A 17,071-nucleotide genomic window follows, 5' to 3' on the forward strand; every position below is an offset into this window, starting at 1 on the left:
TTTACATCATTGGGGCATTAAGTCATTGAGTCATTTTTTGACCTTTCGCCTTTAACCTTTTACCTTTCGCCTTTAACCTGCAGACTTACCTTTCGCCTTTTAATATATCTTCAACTATCTCGTCTAAAGTAGTTGTTGCACTGCCCACGCGGCGGATCACTATGGCAGCGGCGTGGTTGGCCAGTTCGCATGAATCCTCAATACTTAGACCGCCCGCCATAAAGTAGGCCATAGTAGCCAGCACAGTATCGCCGGCACCGGTTACATCAAAAACTTCGGTAGCCTTTACGGGTAAGCTTTGATAATCCTGTTCGCTCAGTATTACCATGCCTTCTTCAGACAGGGTAACTACTATATATTGTGTACCTGTTTGTTCAAAAATAACTTTGCCGGCCTGTTGCAGGCTTTCTATCGAATTGATCTTCTCTGTTTTAGCAGCTTCCGACAATTCCTTACGATTGGGTTTGATGATAAAAGCACCCTTGTACTTTTCGTAATTAAGTCCTTTAGGGTCGATAATTACCTTTTTTCCTTTTGCATTTGCCGCTTTTATAATGCCCTGCGTTAAAAACGGTGAAAACAGGCCTTTGTTATAATCAGACAAAAGTACCATATCTGCACCATCGATATGGCTGTTTAACTTGTTGATAAGCTCGTTGGCAATAGCTTCTGATACCTCGTCGGTAACTTCGCGGTCAACCCGCACTAGTTGGTGACTGCCTACAACAACACGGGTTTTAACTGTGGTAGGGCGGTTGTTATCTTTAATAATGGTATCTGTTTCAACGCCCTCGTCGGCCAGGATCTTAATTAGTTCGCCTGCCGCCTGGTCGTTACCAATAACACCGGCAACAATAACTTTTGCCCCTAACGATACCAGGTTTTGAACCACGTTACCGGCACCACCCAATGTAGTGGTTTCGTTTTTTACATTTACAATAGGCACAGGTGCCTCGGGCGAAAGGCGGGTAGCGCTACCCCATATATAGTGGTCAACCATCAGGTCGCCGATAACCAGTATTGCCGGTTTGTGAGCTGCTGCCTGTATGGATTGTACTTTATCTTTTAAGTGGTTCATTAGTTCAATAGTTCATTTGTTCATTGGGTTAGGAGCAGAGCCTACCCTAATCTCCAATCTCTAATCACTGGTCTCTTTTAGCTGCAAACACCTTTGTAATTTCGGCCAGCGACATGGCATTCATGCACATTTCTTTATATAAGCCGCCTTTACGGGCTGCAAGGATGCCGTAGTGCATATCTGTAAAACCTTCAATGCGGTGGGCATCGGGGTTTATGGAAAGCATTACTCCTTTATCCAAAGCATATTGGTGCCAGCGCCAGTCGAGGTCGAGCCGTAATGGGTTGGCATTGATCTCAATAACTACATTGTTGGCTGCGCAGGCATCTATTACTTTTTTATAGTTAATAGGATAACCGCTGCGGCTTAGCAAAAGCCTGCCGGTAGGGTGCCCCAATATAGTTGTATAAGGGTTTTCAATGGCAGTGATGAGCCTTGAAGTGGCCTTTTCTTCATCCATTTTGAGGATAGAGTGCACAGAGGCTACAATGAAATCAAATTTCTGTAGAATTTCATCAGGGTAATCAAGTGCGCCATCGTACAAAATATCAGATTCTATACCTTTAAAAATATGGAAGCCTTCGAGCTTTTTATTCAGGGAGTCAATTTCTTCATGTTGTTGTAACACCCGTTCTATGCTTAAGCCTTTAGCATAAAACGCGCTCTTGCTGTGATCACACATGCCCAGGTATTCCAGTTTCAGGGTATCACGGCAGTATAGTGCCATTTCCTCAATGCTGTTTACACCATCGCTCCAGGTGCTGTGGTTGTGTAATGTACCTTTCAGATCGTGCCAGTTGATCAGGGTTGGCAACTCATTCTTCTCGGCTTTTTCAATAAATAAAGTACCCTCGCGCAGTTCGGGCTGCATCCAGGCTAAACCGGCTTTGGTGTAGATGAGTTCTTCACTTTCAGGTTGTTCAACAGGTGTATTAATTCTATCAAAAACGGCCTGCACATGCTCTTCTGTACCAGTGTTGACAAATAACTCTCTGTAATAATCGGCTTTATCAACGCAAACAATATCTACCAGCAAACCATTTTGAAGCTCGCCCTGGATATGGTTTTTATTTTTACTTACGTTGCAGAGTATTTTAGAGTTAGCCATTGCATTGTAGGCCACATCCTGGTTAATACTACCCACCACAATCACAATTTCGGTAATGATCTCATTCAAACGCCTGAATTCGCCGGCAAAATGTTTCAGGGCATCAGGGAAAATGGCTTTTACCTCATCCATCAGCTCATTGGCTTCCTTTTCAACCTGGGCAAAAAGGAATTTACCATTGCTCGCCATCCTGAACTCGATAGCCTTACGGATTTCTTCCTGCGTTTTAAGTCCGAAACCTTTGGCTTCGATCAGCCGGTTTTCATTGCAGGCATAAAAAAGCTCACCGGTATTTTCAATGCCCAGTTCTTTCCAGATAATGGCCACCTTTTTAGGACCGATGCCTTTAATACCCATCATTTCAACCACACCGGCGGGGGTTTTATCCAGCATTTCCTGTAGTTCGGTCATGGTACCGGTTTCAAGCAGTTCGGCCACTTTGCCGGCTATGCTTTTACCTATGCCATCAATCTTCTCCAGTTCGTCCAGTTTTTTACCGGCGATAGGGAAGGGGAGCTTGTCAACTTTAAAAGCTGCATTAGCTACCGATTTGATCTTGAACGGATTAACCTCATGGAGTTCCATGAGTTGCGACAGTAAACGAAGCGTACGGGCTATGGGTTTATTTTCCATAAATACAATGAGGCGGTAAAAATACAAAAAGCCATTGTAATGACAGCTTATGCGGTTGGTTTGTTTTTATAAGATGCTTTTAATGAGATTTAAAGTATTAGTATATTCGATAAACCAAACATCTATTCACACATCATGAAAAAAGTAATCATTTTATTGGGCTTTACATTTTTGCAGATAGGCGTAGCATCGGCACAAGACGCCGTTTATAAAAATGATACCCTTGTTTATAAAGGCATAAAGATATATCCTATGCAAAAGATACAACTGCTTTACGGCACGAAACCGGATAAGTCATTTGTATTTGTTTGTAATAGTAAAAGAATGAATGATCCCCTTCCTGCAATTGTTTCAAAGCAGAAAGGCGGAATACTTAAAATAATAAAAGAACACAGCAAATATTATGCAGTTGGCTATTTAAGCGATGGCCCTGCATATTTAAGTAAGGAAATTGTAATAGATATAGAAGGCGCTATTGATTTTAGTGAAATAAAAATAGAATCGAAATGATTTAAAGCCATGCCAAATTACACTGACATCCTTTACGCTGCCGAAATTCATGCTGTTGATGAGATCAAAGCGTATTTCAAAAATGGCGGCAGCCCGAACGAAGTTCATGACGGGATACCTGTTTTTACCATGATGGTTGAAATGTATGCTCGCGGTCCTCGGTTTAAAGATTGTGTACAGGCGTTTATCGATGCGGGGCTCGAATACGAAGATAAAGCACTGCTGGCCGTTTTAGCTCACGATGAAAAGATGTTAAAGCAAGAAATAAACGCAGATGCTGCAGTTGTCAATAAAACATATTCCCTATATAACAATACTTATACTCCCTTAACAGGCAGTACGCTGATGCATTTTTGTGCCGAGTATAACAGCCTTGCCTGTGCCAAATTACTTTTGGAGCAGGGTGCCGATGTAAATGCCAGGGCCGCTTATGATGAGGATGGTTTCGGAGGGCATACGCCTATTTTTCATACAGTTAATCAAAACGGAAACAGCTCCGTTGATATGCTTCATTTTCTATTACAAAACGGGGCCGATCTGTATATAACCGTTAATGGATTAATTTGGGGCAGGGGATACGAATGGGAAACGTTTATTCCTGCCGTAAACCCGATAAGCTACGCTATGATGGGGTTGTTACCACAGTTTCACCGTAAAGAACAAACGATTATGGATGTGGTAAGCCTGCTTATAAAACATGCTTATGGAATTGATTATGTACCGAAGAATGTGCCGAATGCTTATTTGAAGAGGGGGTAGAGACATAATATTTTAAAGGTGTCTACATAGTAACCGTCATTGCGATGTACGAAGCAATCGCGAACTATACAAGGCGGATCTGCCAATCGGGGATTGCTTCGTACCTCGCAATGACGGTCTCTTATTCAATAAAAAAAGCCACCCAATCCCGGGCAGCTTTTCACAATCAAAATTAGTGTATTAATGAAATTTTATTTGATCACAAGGTCGTAAGGAAGGCGGGCTTGTGGGGTACGCATCATTTGGGTGATGCCTTTTATTTGTTGGTAAACCCTATAGTTTTCGCCAAGCTCGTTTTTCACCATGCGGGTTTGTACTTCGGCGCTTAAACCGCTGCCCATTTTACTGAAAATACTTTTTTGCTCGGGATAGTTTACAATGTTATAGTTCTTGATCTTAGCTTTTTTAGCAGCTGAAGCAATGGCATCATTTATATTTCCAAGGCGGTCAACCAGGCCTATTTTTAGGGCTTGTTCTCCAGTCCACACGCGGCCCTGACCAATGCTATTAATGTAAGCCTGAGTTTTACCACGACCGTCGGCTACTGCTTTGGTAAATTCATCATAGCCATGGTTTACACTGTTTTGTAGTATCAGGTGTTCTTCCGGGCTCAACGGACGGCTAATATCGCCCAAGTCGGCGTATTTGCCGGTTTTAACACCATCAAACGTTACTCCCAATTTATCGTTAAACAATTTCTGCATGTTAGGTAGTACCGCAAAAATACCGATAGAACCTGTAATGGTATTGGGCTGGGCAATGATAGAATCGGCAGCACATGAAATGTAATAACCGCCTGATGCCGCGTAATCACCCATTGAAACAATGATCGGCTTCTTTTCGTGGATGAGTTTTACTTCACGCCAAATCACATCTGAAGCTAATGAACTGCCCCCCGGCGAATTTACACGTAATACCACGGCTTTAACTTTATCATCCAAACGTGCTTTACGCAATGCTTTGGAGATGGTTTCTGAACCGATGTTGTTATCATCACTTTCACCGCCGTTGATATCGCCAGATGCATAAACAATGGCAATGCGGTTTTTTGATGATGAATCTTCATTTTTATCGTCCGGGTCATCGCCTTTATTTTTAGCGTAATCTTTAAGATCAACGCTTTTTAGGTCATCTTTCAAATCGGTGCCGGTACGTCTTTTCAGATCGTCAAGGATCTCATCTTTATATTTTAAGCCATCAACCAGTTTTAATTTATACGCATCTTCCGGAAATTGAATACGCATGTTATCGGCATAGGTAAATAACGAATCTTTACTAACGCCGCGGCTTTTACTGATACCGCTTAAAAAATGATCGTACAATGAGCCCAGGTATGAAGTTACCTGAAGTTTATTGGCGTCGCTCATTTTGGTAAGAAATAAAGGCTCAACTGCACTTTTGTAGGTGCCAACCTTAATGATCTGTGCTTCAACACCCAATTTATCTAAAGCGCCTTTCAGGAAAGTGGTTTGCGAGCTAAAGCCATGAAACTCAAAAATACCTTTGGGGTTGATATAAACTTTATCGGCAACGGATGCCAGATAGTAAAAGCCCTGGGTGTAAACCTCGGCATAGGCTATTATAAATTTGCCTGATTTTTTAAAATCAATAAGCGCGTTGCGGATCTCTTCGGTGGTGGCCTGGCCGGCGGTCATATAACTTTCATCAAGGTATATGCCTTTTATGTTATCGTCGGTTTTGGCTTTTTTAATATCGGCCAGGATATCATTTAGCCCTATTGATTTATTTTCACTGAATCCTAAAAAGTCCAGATCGGCGAGGGGATTGTTGGGGGTGCGTTCAACTATCTGATTTTTAAGCGACATGTATAAAATAGAGTTGGGACTAACATCTACTGTTTTATCGCTGCCGGCGGATGAGATGAGGCCGACAATAATACCGGCTCCTATAACACCTATTATTACACCCGAAATAATTACCCCTATAATAGTGGCCAGAACGAATTTGAAGAATTGTTTCATTAATGTTATAAATCTTTTTAACTATGCAAACTTAGTAATAAGGTGCCGTATAATGCTAAGAGCGGTTTCCATTATATTTGTTACAACATGATTGATGTTTTTTTATTACTTGGGAGTAACCTCGGTACGCGCGAATTGTTTCTGCAACAGGCAATTGAATCTATTGCTGTTCAAGTTGCCCCTGTTAAATTGGTATCATCTGTTTACGAAACCCAATCATGGGGTAAAACCGATGAGCCCGACTATTTAAACCAGGTGCTGATGATACAAACTGACTTACCGGCGCAGAATGTTTTGGAAAAAATATTAGGTATCGAACTGCAAATGGGACGTAAGCGCGATGTTAAATGGGGATCGCGGATTATTGATATTGATATTTTGTTTTATGGCGATGCGGTGATCCATGAGTTTAACCTCGTAGTGCCCCATCCTGAATTGCATAAACGCAGTTTTACGTTAATCCCTTTGGCCGAGATAGCGCCCGATCTTATTCATCCGGTATTTAAAAAAAATATTTTGCAGTTAAAGGATGAACTAAAGGATAACTTAATCGTAAAAAAGCATATTTTTGAATAAACACAAAGCTTTTATAATGGCAGATATTTCACCGGATCAGGATCTTGATCTTTCTTTTTTATACGAGATTGCTGATGGGAGCGACGATTTTATTGTCGATTCGATAGGGATGTTCCTTGAGCAATCGCCCGAATTATTGAATACTATTAGTAACGCACTAAATAATCAGGATTGGGCATTAGCCGCACAGGCTGCCCATAAATTAAAGCCTAACCTTGGCTTTTTTGGTATGCCCATAAGCCAGGCTACCATACAGGAGGTTGAACTGGCTTGCAAAGCAGGCGGTGAAAACCCGGCAGAGATATTTGAAAAATTTAACCAGGTAAACAGCATGGTATCGGCAAACCTGATCACTTTAAAGGAAATTAAGGCCGAGAAGGAAGCGAATCTTTAAGGTGAAAGGTGAAAGGTGAAAGGTGAAAGGTGAAAGGTGAAAGGTGAAAGGTGAAAGGTGAAAGGTGAAAGGTTTCGCCGTTTAGATATAAAAAATAAAGGCAAAAGGTTTCCCTTTTGCCTTTTGTATTTTATAAAGTTTTAGTTGTTTACGCAAATAAAAAAGCCTTTCAGCTTTTACCTTTCGCCTTTAACCTAAACTTCAGCTATTTTAAAAGTATAGCTTTCCATGATCAGGTTAGCCAGCAGGCTTTTGCAGGCCTGGTCAACTTTAGCGCTGGCGGTTTCAGCATTTTCGGCTTCTATTTCAAGCGTAATGTGTTTGCCAATGCGCACGTTATGGATTTCGGCTAAGCCAAGATTTTTCATGCTACCGGTTACAGCTTTTCCCTGTGGGTCAAGTATTTCTTTTTTGGGCATTACTTCTATTTCAGCCTGGAACTTTGTCATTTGTAAGTTTCGTTTGAATGAGAGATAAGGTGATATAAATAAATATAACCACCGGAACGGCCACAAATTTAAAAAATAGTATAAGTATTGCCGAAAACAAGAGTAGTAAATAACGGAAAATGTTTTTATTAAAGTCGCGGTTTTTGAATTTAAGCGACATTAAAGGTATTTCTGACACCAGCAGCGTACACATTATCAACACCAAAACTGTAAGAAAATACGGGTTTAAAATGTAATGTGCCAATGCATCGTACTGTTGCACTATTAAAGGTAATGATGCTATCAGTATAGCGTTTGCCGGGGTAGGCAGACCTATAAAACTATCAGACTGCCTAGTATCGTTATTAAACTTGGCCAGCCTTAATGCCGAAAATACAGGTAGTAAGAACGCCACAAAGTTTAACAATTGGCTTACTCCGTTTATTTGCGGGGCCTGTAAAAACAGTTCGTACATGATAACAGAAGGCAATACGCCAAAGCTTACCATATCGGCCAATGAATCAAGATCTTTACCTATAAACGAGTATGAATTTAAAACTCTTGATGCAAGTCCGTCGAAAAAGTCAAATATCGAGCTAAGGAAAATGGCATAAGCAGCCACTATTAAGTTACCCTGAAAGGCGAAAACAATCCCTATACAACCGCTAAACAGGTTGGCACAGGTAATAGCATTAGGAAGGTGTTTTTTTACGCGTCTCTTCATTTCGCCATGAAGTTATCAGGAAATTATTAAGTAATAATGAAGTTACAAATAATATTCTACTTACTTATAACTTCATTATCGCTAAAATATTACGAATTCATTGAAATCAGAAATTCTTCGTTAGTTTTTGTTCCTCTTATTTGAGCCTGTAAAAACTCCATTGATTCCTGCGAATTCATGTCGGCAAGGTGGTTACGAAGGATCCAGATGCGCTGAAGTGTTTCACGGTCAAGCAATAAGTCGTCGCGGCGGGTACTTGAAGCGGTGATATCGATAGCAGGGAAGATCCGTTTGTTTGACAATTTACGATCAAGCTGCAGCTCCATATTACCGGTACCTTTAAACTCTTCAAAAATAACTTCATCCATTTTTGAGCCGGTTTCAGTAAGGGCAGTAGCGATGATGGTTAGTGAACCGCCATCCTCAATGTTACGGGCGGCACCAAAAAAGCGTTTAGGTTTGTGCAGCGCGTTAGCATCAACACCACCTGATAATATTTTACCTGATGCCGGGGCAACAGTATTATAAGCACGGGCTAAACGGGTGATAGAATCCAACAGGATCACTACGTCATGACCGCACTCAACCATACGTTTTGCTTTTTCAAGCACAATGTTGGCAATTTTTACGTGACGCTCGGCTGGCTCATCAAAGGTTGATGAAACAACTTCGGCACGTACGCTGCGGGCCATATCGGTAACCTCTTCCGGACGCTCGTCAATCAGTAATATAATAAGGTATACTTCGGGATGATTTTTGGCTATTGCATTAGCTACATCCTTCAATAACATGGTTTTACCTGTTTTTGGCTGTGCCACGATCAAACCACGCTGACCTTTACCAATAGGCGAAAACAGGTCCATGATGCGGGTTGAATAGTTGTTAGGATCAGTAAACAGGCTCAGTTTCTCAGAAGGGAACAGCGGTGTTAAGTGATCAAAGGGAACGCGGTCACGCACTTCGGCGGGGATCCTGCCGTTTATTGCTTCCACACGTACTAACGGGAAGTATTTTTCACCTTCTTTTGGCGGACGGATACTTCCTCTTACAGTGTCGCCTGTTTTAAGGCCAAATAATTTTATTTGTGATTGTGATACGTAAATATCATCAGGAGATGTAAGGTAGTTATAGTCAGATGAACGAAGGAAGCCATAACCATCAGGCATGATTTCTAACACCCCTTCATTTACAATTACATTATCAAAGTCGAGATTGATTGGCGGCTCTTGTGCTTTTTGCTGATTTTGGTTATTACTGTTAACCCTGCGCTCAAATTTTTGAGGGCGGGCCTCCGGTACAACTTCTTCAGTACGGGTTACCGCTTCGCCTGCTTGCGGAGCTTCTGTTTCTGCAGTTACAGCAGGAGCCTCAGTTTCAGGTTCTTCCTGTACGGGCTCATCCTCTTGCGAATCAAAAAGATTAGTATCATCCAAAGGTACTTCAACACGTGGTTTTGCCAGTTCTTTAGTTTTTATAACACGTGTCCTTTTGCGCGGTTTTTCTGCTGTTTCGGCAGCTTCTTCGCCCGGAGCGGGAGTAGGGGTATAGTTTGATTCAACAAGATTTTGCTGGGCCCTGGCGGCTTCAATAAGTTGCTGTTGTTCAACGATGCGGGCAACAAGCTGAGCTTTACGTAGTTCGTCGGCCTCAGCAATACCTAAATTTCTGGCAATTTCGCGCAACTCTGAAACGAGTTTGTCGTTCAATTCAATTTTATCAGACATGATATGAATTATAGTTCAATGGGATTTTTTAATTGTAAGTTGTTTTCAAACGGCAAAAATTTCTATGCAAGTATTAAAGCTTTAACCACATGCAAAAACATATGAGGCTATAATTGAAAGAAATTGATCTTGAAACCTTGTTTTTAGTAAACATCCAAACCCATGCAAGTATTATATAAAAGTGATAATAAAAAGCGTGGTGATTTAAATTGTTTCTTTAGTGCAAGAAAAATTCAATGGAAAACGATGCAAGTGTAAACAATTATTCTTTAAATTCAAATTAATTAAATAAATATCACTTATATCATAACACATAAGCCAAATTTTTAGTTTTTTTGACAATTAAAATATTATTCAGCAGCTGATGATGTCCCGCCAGGAATTAATTGAACAGATCAAAAAAAAGAAATCGTTTTTATGTGTTGGGCTTGATCCCGATATCAACAAGATCCCTGAATTTTTAAGATCATATCCCGATCCTATACTTGAATTTAATAAACGTATCATTGATGCAACGCAGGACCTCTGCATTGCTTATAAGCCTAATGCGGCTTTTTACGAAGCTTATGGCATAAAAGGATTGCAAAGTTTAATTGATACTTATAAATATTTGCCAAAAGATTGCCTAAGTATCATTGATGCCAAACGAGGTGATATCGGCAATACTTCTGATAAATATGCCAGGGCATTTTTCGACGAGCAATCGGGCGGAATGAGTTTTGATGCCATTACCATTACACCTTATATGGGTAACGACAGCGTTACACCTTACCTGGCTTATGATGGCAAATGGGTTATCATTTTAGCCCTAACCTCATCGGTTGGGAGTAAGGATTTTCAATACCTGCAAACCGGCGATGGCTATTTGTATGAAAATGTAATAAAAAAAGCCAATACCTGGGCTGGTGCCGATAGGATCATGTATGTAGTAGGCGCAACCAAAAGCACCGAATTTACCAATATCCGTGCATACGCACCCGATAATTTCTTACTGGTACCCGGAGTGGGGGCACAGGGTGGGAGCCTTGAAGAAGTTTGCAAATACGGTATGACCAAAGATTGCGGCCTTATTGTAAACTCTTCCCGCTCTATATTATATGCCAGTAATGGTGATGATTTTGCTGATGCCGCCCGTGCAGAAGCGCTTAGCTTGCAACAGCAGATGCAGGTGGAGCTGGAAAAAGCCGGGGTGATATAACACAAGTTAATGCAAGCGGATGCAAGTTCAAGCGTCCACGCTTGAACTATCCGAAAGGTAAGCGTCCACGCTTACGAAAACGATTATTAATGTGTAGTAAGCGTGGACGCTTACATTAAAAGTCATTCAAGCGCGGGCGCTTGAACTTGCTTAGAGAGAGCAAAAAAAGCCCGAAGTCATAAACTCCGGGCTTTACATATACCTTTTAGCTTCTGCTTTTATCCTTTCAGCTCAAAGACTACTCAAAATATTCTTTCATTCGTTCAAAGAAACTTTTCTCGTTTTTGCCTGGATTAGGTTTAAAGTTAGGGGAGCTTTGCAGTTTCTCCAGGATCTCGCGCTCTTCACGGCTCAATGCTTTTGGTGTCCAGATATTGATGTGAACCAACTGGTCGCCGCGGTGGTATGAATTTACTTCCGGTAGACCTTTACCTTTCAGGCGCAGGATCTTGCCTCCTTGTGTTCCGGGATCAATTTTTATCTTGGCTTTGCCGTCAATGGTTGGTACTTCAACAGATGTACCTAAAGTAGCATCAACAAAGTTTACGTGTAAGTCGTAGATCACGTTGTTGCCGTCACGTTTTAATGTTTCGTGAGGTACTTCCTCAATCAGGATGATCAGATCGCCGGGAACACCACCGCGTGGGGCTGCGTTACCTTTGCCGCTCATGCTCAGTTGCATACCTTCACTAACACCCGCAGGTACCTGGATAGTAATTAATTCTTCACCACGAACAACGCCATCACCATGACAAACAGTACATTTTGACAGTATGGTTGAACCTTCGCCGTTACAGGTAGGGCAGGTGCTGGTAGTTTGCATCTGGCCCAAAATAGTATTGGTTACCCTGCGCACAGCTCCGGAGCCTCCGCAGGTTTTACAGGTTTGGAACGATGATTTGTCCTTTGCGCCGCTGCCATCGCAGGTTTTACAGATGATCTGTTTGTTAACCTTGATTTTCTTTTCGGCACCGTTGGCAATTTCTTCAAGGGTTAAACGCACTTTAATGCGCAGGTTACTGCCGCGTGCCACACGCCTGCCGCCACCGCCGCCTTGACGGCCACCACCAAAGAAACCTTCAAACGGACTGCCACCGCCAAAAATATCGCCAAACTGGCTGAATATGTCGTCCATATTCATGCCGCCACCACCACCGTAACCGCCGCCATTTGCCGACGATGCGTTGGCCGCGTGACCAAACTGGTCATACCGCTGACGTTTTTCGGGAGTACTCAGTACTTCGTAAGCTTCGGCAGCTTCCTTGAATTTTTCTTCTGCTTCCTTATCGCCCTGGTTTTTATCAGGGTGATATTTAATAGCCATTTTACGATATGCCTTTTTTATGTCATCAGCACTTGCTCCTTTAGCAACTCCAAGCACATCGTAATAATCTCTCTTAGCCATGTTTAATGTCGAATTATTGAATTAGTGAGTTAGTGATTTAAAAATTACCAACCCGTATTCTGATATTTTATTTATTTAGTAAAGCATTAAAAGAAGAACTGAATTCGGCAAACAAGCATCAATCACTAATTCGCTAATTCAATAATTCACTAATTAATTTACGCTCCAACTACCACTTTGGCAAAGCGGATCACTTTGTCATTCAGGGTATAGCCTTTTTCCATTTCGTCCATTACCTTGCCTTTAAGGTCATCGGTAGGTGCCGGAATATTGGTAATAGCTTCATGCAGGTCGGCATCAAAGGCGTTGCCTATCGATGTCATTTCTTTCAGGCCTTTCTGGCCCAATATGTTTTTTAGCTTGTTTTGGATCAAAGTAACGCCCTCTTTAACAGGTGCTACTTCGGTAGCCTTATCCATTGCACGCTGTGCGCGTTCAAAATCGTCGAGTACAGGTAATAAAGCCACAATCACGTCTTTACCTTCGGTTTTGCGGGCTTCCTCGCGTTCTTTAATGGTACGCCTTCTAAAGTTATCAAATTCGGCATATAAACGCAAGTACTTGTCATTAGCCTGTGCCAGTTCGTCTTTCAGCTTTTCTTCGGCTGTTGGGGCAGCAGTTTCCTGTTGGGTTTCTGTAGCTTCAGTTTCCTGGGCTTGTTCCTGTCCTTCGTTTTGTAATTGCTCGTTATTCACTTCGTTTATATTTTCAGTATTATCCGTATTTTCTTTCTTCTTTTTCTTCAACATATCGTTAAATTTCATAGCGAGTAGTGCCAATCAAGTATCCTGCCATAGCTGCAAAGCGGTCAAGCTGTCAGTGGCATGAAGCAATTTTAAGAAATGGTGACATAATGCACCGCTGATTTGTCACCGCTGGTTTTTTGATTACGATGATTGCATTGATTGCTTTTGATGCGTGTTACGATTTTGTTAACCGGCTTAGATCTGCTGGCAAAGTCAAAACATCAATCAATAAATCATTAAAATAAAAACTCAGCGAAATCAACGTAATCATTAACAATCAGTGGTCATATCTCTACATCTTCCAAAACCTTACCATTTTCGCATTTAATAATGCGTGAGGGGAAGGCGCGGATAATGTGATAATCGTGGGTTGCTACCAGTACGGCTGTGCCCGATTGACTGATCTGTTTTAGCAGTAATACGATCTCTTCGGATGTTTCAGGGTCGAGGTTACCTGTTGGTTCATCGGCCAGGATTATTTCGGGATCATTAAGCAGGGCGCGGGCAATAACCACACGCTGTTGTTCGCCGCCCGAAAGCTCATGCGGCATTTTCTTTAATTTTGAACGCAAACCAACTTTTTCAAGCACATCAAGAGCTTTATCGGCTATTAGCTTTTTGTCGTTCCAACCGGTGGCCCGCATCACAAAATTCAGGTTTTGTTCAATAGTACGATCGGTAAGTAACTGAAAATCCTGAAAAACTATACCCAGTTTACGGCGCAGATATGGAATTTCGCGGCTGGGAAGCTTGCTCAGCTCATAGCCGCAGGCATGGCCGGTGCCGGCTTTAATTCCTAAATCGCCATAAATTACTTTCAGCAGGCTGCTTTTGCCTGATCCTGTCTGGCCTATCAACCAAACAAAATCGCCTTTGTCAACATGTAAATTTACGTTTGAAAGTACCAGGTGCGCCTGTTGAAAAATATCAACGTTGTTTAGTTTTATTATAGAATTTCCAATCATCGTTTTTATAGCTCTAATTTTAAGATCTGCCCAAAAGGAAGGTCTTTGATAATATTCATGATGTGCTCGGCCTTATCACCTAATCCCACCTTATCCAGCGATTTTTCCGGCCTGTCAACCCTGAAATAAGCCAGCAGCGTAAACTTATCATCGCGCAGCTGTACATAATCGGGTATTTTGGCAACGCCTTTAACTTTTATGATATACATGTTTTTAAGGTTAAAGCTGCTTTTAAGGTTAAAGGACAAAGGCGAAAGGTAAAAGGTAGGAACCTTTCACTTTTAACCTTTTGCCTTTGTCCTTTCACCTTCCTTCCCAAAGGTATTATTTATTTAAAGACTTGACAAAAATTCCATCGTATCCACACCATCGGCATAATCCCATAATTTAGGTTGCTGGCTTTGGCCAAAACCTACTACCTGGTTTTTTACATGCAAGGGCAGGGTACTCACTATACACTGGATGTTTTCGGCATTCTGGCTGATCATGTTTTCGGCTTCTGCCATGTCATGGTAGTAGTTAAAGAATAATGCTGACAGCGGAGATGTCAGCCTGTCATCTTCTTTAACCATTAAAAAGCCGTTGTCTAAATGCTTATCACTGTTAACCAGGTATATGGATTTGTTATAATCGTAATTGTTATTGTATTTATGATGGTTGATGATTGCTTTATGATCTTCTATCGATTCAAAAAAGAAAGTGAAATCATAACCCTCAGGCACCAGTATTTTGGATACATTACGGCAGCCAAGGCCATAATAATCTAAAATATCATGGCCCAGGTTAAAAAGATCGTCGGCGGTTTCCTTGCCACTTAAAACAGCAATGCTGTTACGGTTTTTGCGGATGATATTGGGCACCTTGCCAAAGTAATAATCAAAATAGCGCGAGCTGTTGTTGCTGCCGGTGGCAATAATGGCATCAAAGCCTTGCAACCTGTCAACAAAGCTGAAAGTATCTGCAAAAGCAGGATCAATAACTACCAGTTTTTCGAGTACCGCTTTGATGAGCCGGGCATCCTGCGATGATGCCTTGATTAGCGCTTTATTACCCGATGCTATAACACAGAGTACGTCATGAAAACCAACCAGCGGGATATTGCCGGCCAGGATCAGCCCTACGTTTTTGGCGGGCTTATCTGTTTCAAAGTCATATTTTGAAAGCCAGGTGCTTAGGTCAACTTCGTTGAGCATATTACCTATGGCCGTTACGGCTTCCGAAACGCTTGCCGGTGTAAACCAGGCGTTATGATATTGTTCGTTTTCAATAAGGGCGTTTAATGCAGTATCTGGAGATAGAAGTTGCCTGCCCAGTTCCGAAAATGAATTTATTGAGTTTTTTGGATTAATTTTTGACATATATATGTTAGGGGATTAAACCCTTAAAGCCTTTTTTTGTTATATTTGTGCGCTTGCAATTTGCAGGCAAAGTTAATTGAGATTATTAGATATTTAGAAATATGGCGATTAAAATCACCGACGAATGCATAAACTGCGGGGCCTGCGAACCGGAATGCCCTAATAATGCTATTTATGATGCAGGAGCGGCCTGGCGTTTTAGCGACGGGACGGGCCTTAAAGGGGTAATTGATTTTGGCGATGGCAATACCCTGAATGCTGAAGAAACACAAGCTGCCTTATCTGACGATATATATTATATAGTACCCGATAAGTGTACCGAATGTGTTGGTTTTCATGATGAGCCTCAGTGTGCAGCAGTTTGCCCGGTTGATTGTTGTGTTGATGATGAAGATATCCGCGAAAGCGAAGAAGAACTGCTTGCCAAAAAAGATTGGCTGCACATGAACGAATAAGATTTATTTTTCAATGATATTGTAAGGGATATGCTATGCATGTCCCTTTTTTGTTTAGTAGTAAATTAAATTTTATGAATTGTTAGGCTGCTCAGGTTTGATTGAAAATTCTAAAAATATTTGTATTATCGTATAGTTTTTACCCCCTGGGCTACCGATACCAATTATAAAAGTAACATCATATTAAAATGCTAACCGTGTATTTGTTTTAAAATGCGCGCAGAATTTTTGTTTATTTGACATTTACAGAAACTATGGAGTACGGGATTTGTAACCTGTCCGTGATCCCTGTTAGGGCCGAGCCTAACGAACGGAGCGAACAGGTGTCGCAATTATTATTTGGCGAAGCATTTGAAATTACCGAGTGGCAAAACAACTGGGTTAAGATAATTGCCGAAAGTGACGGATATGTGGGCTGGATAGGCAGGCTGCAATTTGCAATGCTTGGTCATATAGCTTATAAAAATATCAGGAACCATCCACCAAAGCTTACTTATCATGCGGTTACACAAGCCTGGAAGATAAGCGATAACAGCGTTGTTTATTTACCTGCTGGCAGCTCGCTTGCTTTTTTAGAAGGTACTTCATGCCGTGTTGGTAACGAGCGGTTTGAAATAATTGGAAAAGTTGGCGAGCCCGAGGATATTGCTGCTACCGCAAAATCGTTTCTTAACTCGCCCTATTTGTGGGGAGGCCGCACACATTTTGGCATTGATTGCTCTGGCTTTACCCAGATAGTGTATAAACTTAAAGGCCTTAAGCTTAAACGTGATGCCAGTATGCAGGTAAAAGAAGGTAATAAAGTTGAGTCGATAAAAGATGCCAGACTGGGCGACCTGGCTTTTTTTGATAATACCGAAGGCCGGGTAACGCATGTGGGTATTATGCTCAATAATGAACACATTATCCATGCATCGGGCAAAGTAAAAATTGATACCATCAATGAGGATGGGATATACTCGCTGGAGCAAAAAAAGCATACCCATAACTTATGCGGTATCAGGCGTTTTTTTTAGTTTGCCGCTGGG

The 17,071-nt window shown here is 41.6% G+C and carries 18 protein-coding genes; 7 read left to right on the top strand and 11 right to left on the bottom strand.

Translation table 11 applies throughout. The features are described 5' to 3' along the window. Window positions 1-85: 85 nt before the first annotated feature. On the bottom strand, window positions 86-1,078 hold the full coding sequence (rfaE1, locus tag MTO98_RS10895) for a D-glycero-beta-D-manno-heptose-7-phosphate kinase (RefSeq protein WP_243486682.1): 993 nt from the start codon (window positions 1,076-1,078) through the stop codon (window positions 86-88). Between the two features lie 64 nt (window positions 1,079-1,142). Then, entirely contained in the window at window positions 1,143-2,819 is a 1,677-nt protein-coding gene (locus tag MTO98_RS10900; protein WP_243486683.1) for a DNA polymerase/3'-5' exonuclease PolX, read from the bottom strand. 135 nt (window positions 2,820-2,954) lie between these two features. On the opposite strand from MTO98_RS10900, the gene MTO98_RS10905 reads away from it, so the two are divergent. Both MTO98_RS10905 and MTO98_RS10910 read left to right on the top strand, forming a co-directional pair. Beyond that, entirely contained in the window at window positions 2,955-3,329 is a 375-nt protein-coding gene (locus tag MTO98_RS10905; protein WP_243486684.1) for a hypothetical protein, read from the top strand. 9 nt (window positions 3,330-3,338) lie between these two features. Then, window positions 3,339-4,088, top strand: coding sequence for an ankyrin repeat domain-containing protein (locus tag MTO98_RS10910; RefSeq protein ID WP_243486685.1), 750 nt, complete (start codon window positions 3,339-3,341; stop codon window positions 4,086-4,088). 191 nt (window positions 4,089-4,279) lie between these two features. Here the strand turns inward: MTO98_RS10910 and sppA are convergent, their stop codons facing one another. Beyond that, window positions 4,280-6,070, bottom strand: coding sequence for a signal peptide peptidase SppA (gene sppA / locus MTO98_RS10915; RefSeq protein ID WP_243486686.1), 1,791 nt, complete (start codon window positions 6,068-6,070; stop codon window positions 4,280-4,282). A gap of 87 nt (window positions 6,071-6,157) precedes the next feature. On the opposite strand from sppA, the gene folK reads away from it, so the two are divergent. Further along, window positions 6,158-6,646: a 2-amino-4-hydroxy-6-hydroxymethyldihydropteridine diphosphokinase gene (folK, locus tag MTO98_RS10920; RefSeq protein ID WP_243486687.1), complete on the top strand. Its 489-nt coding sequence runs from the start codon at window positions 6,158-6,160 to the stop codon at window positions 6,644-6,646. A 16-nt stretch (window positions 6,647-6,662) separates the two neighbouring features. Further along, window positions 6,663-7,040 (top strand): Hpt domain-containing protein, encoded by a 378-nt coding sequence (locus MTO98_RS10925; protein WP_243486688.1) that lies wholly within the window; start codon window positions 6,663-6,665, stop codon window positions 7,038-7,040. Between the two features lie 194 nt (window positions 7,041-7,234). On the opposite strand, the gene purS is transcribed toward MTO98_RS10925, so the two are convergent. The 3 genes from purS to rho form a co-directional block, all read right to left on the bottom strand. Continuing rightward, window positions 7,235-7,489: a phosphoribosylformylglycinamidine synthase subunit PurS gene (gene purS, locus MTO98_RS10930; protein ID WP_243486689.1), complete on the bottom strand. Its 255-nt coding sequence runs from the start codon at window positions 7,487-7,489 to the stop codon at window positions 7,235-7,237. Continuing rightward, the gene (gene pssA, locus MTO98_RS10935) at window positions 7,470-8,192 is read right to left on the bottom strand and encodes a CDP-diacylglycerol--serine O-phosphatidyltransferase (RefSeq protein ID WP_243486690.1); all 723 of its coding nucleotides are present in this window, start codon (window positions 8,190-8,192) and stop codon (window positions 7,470-7,472) included. Before pssA ends, purS begins: the two co-directional genes overlap by 20 nt. Before the next feature lie 89 nt (window positions 8,193-8,281). After that, on the bottom strand, window positions 8,282-9,916 hold the full coding sequence (gene rho, locus MTO98_RS10940) for a transcription termination factor Rho (RefSeq protein WP_243486691.1): 1,635 nt from the start codon (window positions 9,914-9,916) through the stop codon (window positions 8,282-8,284). 367 nt (window positions 9,917-10,283) lie between these two features. Between rho and pyrF the strand changes: the two genes are divergently transcribed. After that, window positions 10,284-11,114 carry an orotidine-5'-phosphate decarboxylase gene (pyrF, locus tag MTO98_RS10945; protein ID WP_243487923.1) on the top strand — a complete coding sequence of 277 codons (831 nt, stop codon included), beginning with the start codon at window positions 10,284-10,286 and terminating at the stop codon, window positions 11,112-11,114. 238 nt (window positions 11,115-11,352) lie between these two features. Here pyrF and dnaJ read toward each other — a convergent pair whose 3' ends face one another. The 5 genes from dnaJ to MTO98_RS10970 all read right to left on the bottom strand — a co-directional run bounded on the left by dnaJ (window position 11,353) and on the right by MTO98_RS10970 (window position 15,588). Further along, window positions 11,353-12,519, bottom strand: a complete 1,167-nt coding sequence (gene dnaJ, locus MTO98_RS10950; protein WP_243486692.1) for a molecular chaperone DnaJ — start codon at window positions 12,517-12,519, stop codon at window positions 11,353-11,355. A 158-nt stretch (window positions 12,520-12,677) separates the two neighbouring features. Then, window positions 12,678-13,283, bottom strand: coding sequence for a nucleotide exchange factor GrpE (locus MTO98_RS10955; RefSeq protein WP_243486693.1), 606 nt, complete (start codon window positions 13,281-13,283; stop codon window positions 12,678-12,680). 266 nt (window positions 13,284-13,549) lie between these two features. Further along, on the bottom strand, window positions 13,550-14,230 hold the full coding sequence (locus MTO98_RS10960) for a cell division ATP-binding protein FtsE (RefSeq protein ID WP_121229733.1): 681 nt from the start codon (window positions 14,228-14,230) through the stop codon (window positions 13,550-13,552). 5 nt (window positions 14,231-14,235) lie between these two features. Beyond that, window positions 14,236-14,439, bottom strand: coding sequence for a fructose-6-phosphate aldolase (locus MTO98_RS10965; RefSeq protein WP_121229732.1), 204 nt, complete (start codon window positions 14,437-14,439; stop codon window positions 14,236-14,238). A gap of 123 nt (window positions 14,440-14,562) precedes the next feature. Beyond that, the gene (locus tag MTO98_RS10970; protein WP_243486694.1) at window positions 14,563-15,588 is read right to left on the bottom strand and encodes an acyl-CoA reductase; all 1,026 of its coding nucleotides are present in this window, start codon (window positions 15,586-15,588) and stop codon (window positions 14,563-14,565) included. Between the two features lie 101 nt (window positions 15,589-15,689). Here MTO98_RS10970 and MTO98_RS10975 point away from each other — a divergent pair, with 101 nt between their 5' ends. Both MTO98_RS10975 and MTO98_RS10980 read left to right on the top strand, forming a co-directional pair. After that, window positions 15,690-16,043, top strand: coding sequence for a 4Fe-4S dicluster domain-containing protein (locus MTO98_RS10975; RefSeq protein WP_121229730.1), 354 nt, complete (start codon window positions 15,690-15,692; stop codon window positions 16,041-16,043). Between the two features lie 254 nt (window positions 16,044-16,297). After that, window positions 16,298-17,059, top strand: a complete 762-nt coding sequence (locus MTO98_RS10980; RefSeq protein WP_243486695.1) for a C40 family peptidase — start codon at window positions 16,298-16,300, stop codon at window positions 17,057-17,059. The last annotated feature ends 12 nt before the right edge of the window (window positions 17,060-17,071 follow it).

The organism is Mucilaginibacter sp. SMC90, from assembly GCF_022811725.1.
In the GTDB taxonomy this organism is placed as follows: domain Bacteria; phylum Bacteroidota; class Bacteroidia; order Sphingobacteriales; family Sphingobacteriaceae; genus Mucilaginibacter.

Coding starts and splice junctions, on each gene's coding strand:
- rfaE1 (WP_243486682.1), bottom strand. CDS start 1,078: ATGAACCACTTAAAAGATAAAGTACAATCCATACAGGCAGCAGCTCAC.
- MTO98_RS10900 (WP_243486683.1), bottom strand. CDS start 2,819: ATGGAAAATAAACCCATAGCCCGTACGCTTCGTTTACTGTCGCAACTC.
- MTO98_RS10905 (WP_243486684.1), top strand. CDS start 2,955: ATGAAAAAAGTAATCATTTTATTGGGCTTTACATTTTTGCAGATAGGC.
- MTO98_RS10910 (WP_243486685.1), top strand. CDS start 3,339: ATGCCAAATTACACTGACATCCTTTACGCTGCCGAAATTCATGCTGTT.
- sppA (WP_243486686.1), bottom strand. CDS start 6,070: ATGAAACAATTCTTCAAATTCGTTCTGGCCACTATTATAGGGGTAATT.
- folK (WP_243486687.1), top strand. CDS start 6,158: ATGATTGATGTTTTTTTATTACTTGGGAGTAACCTCGGTACGCGCGAA.
- MTO98_RS10925 (WP_243486688.1), top strand. CDS start 6,663: ATGGCAGATATTTCACCGGATCAGGATCTTGATCTTTCTTTTTTATAC.
- purS (WP_243486689.1), bottom strand. CDS start 7,489: ATGACAAAGTTCCAGGCTGAAATAGAAGTAATGCCCAAAAAAGAAATA.
- pssA (WP_243486690.1), bottom strand. CDS start 8,192: ATGAAGAGACGCGTAAAAAAACACCTTCCTAATGCTATTACCTGTGCC.
- rho (WP_243486691.1), bottom strand. CDS start 9,916: ATGTCTGATAAAATTGAATTGAACGACAAACTCGTTTCAGAGTTGCGC.
- pyrF (WP_243487923.1), top strand. CDS start 10,284: ATGTCCCGCCAGGAATTAATTGAACAGATCAAAAAAAAGAAATCGTTT.
- dnaJ (WP_243486692.1), bottom strand. CDS start 12,519: ATGGCTAAGAGAGATTATTACGATGTGCTTGGAGTTGCTAAAGGAGCA.
- MTO98_RS10955 (WP_243486693.1), bottom strand. CDS start 13,283: ATGAAATTTAACGATATGTTGAAGAAAAAGAAGAAAGAAAATACGGAT.
- MTO98_RS10960 (WP_121229733.1), bottom strand. CDS start 14,230: ATGATTGGAAATTCTATAATAAAACTAAACAACGTTGATATTTTTCAA.
- MTO98_RS10965 (WP_121229732.1), bottom strand. CDS start 14,439: ATGTATATCATAAAAGTTAAAGGCGTTGCCAAAATACCCGATTATGTA.
- MTO98_RS10970 (WP_243486694.1), bottom strand. CDS start 15,588: ATGTCAAAAATTAATCCAAAAAACTCAATAAATTCATTTTCGGAACTG.
- MTO98_RS10975 (WP_121229730.1), top strand. CDS start 15,690: ATGGCGATTAAAATCACCGACGAATGCATAAACTGCGGGGCCTGCGAA.
- MTO98_RS10980 (WP_243486695.1), top strand. CDS start 16,298: ATGGAGTACGGGATTTGTAACCTGTCCGTGATCCCTGTTAGGGCCGAG.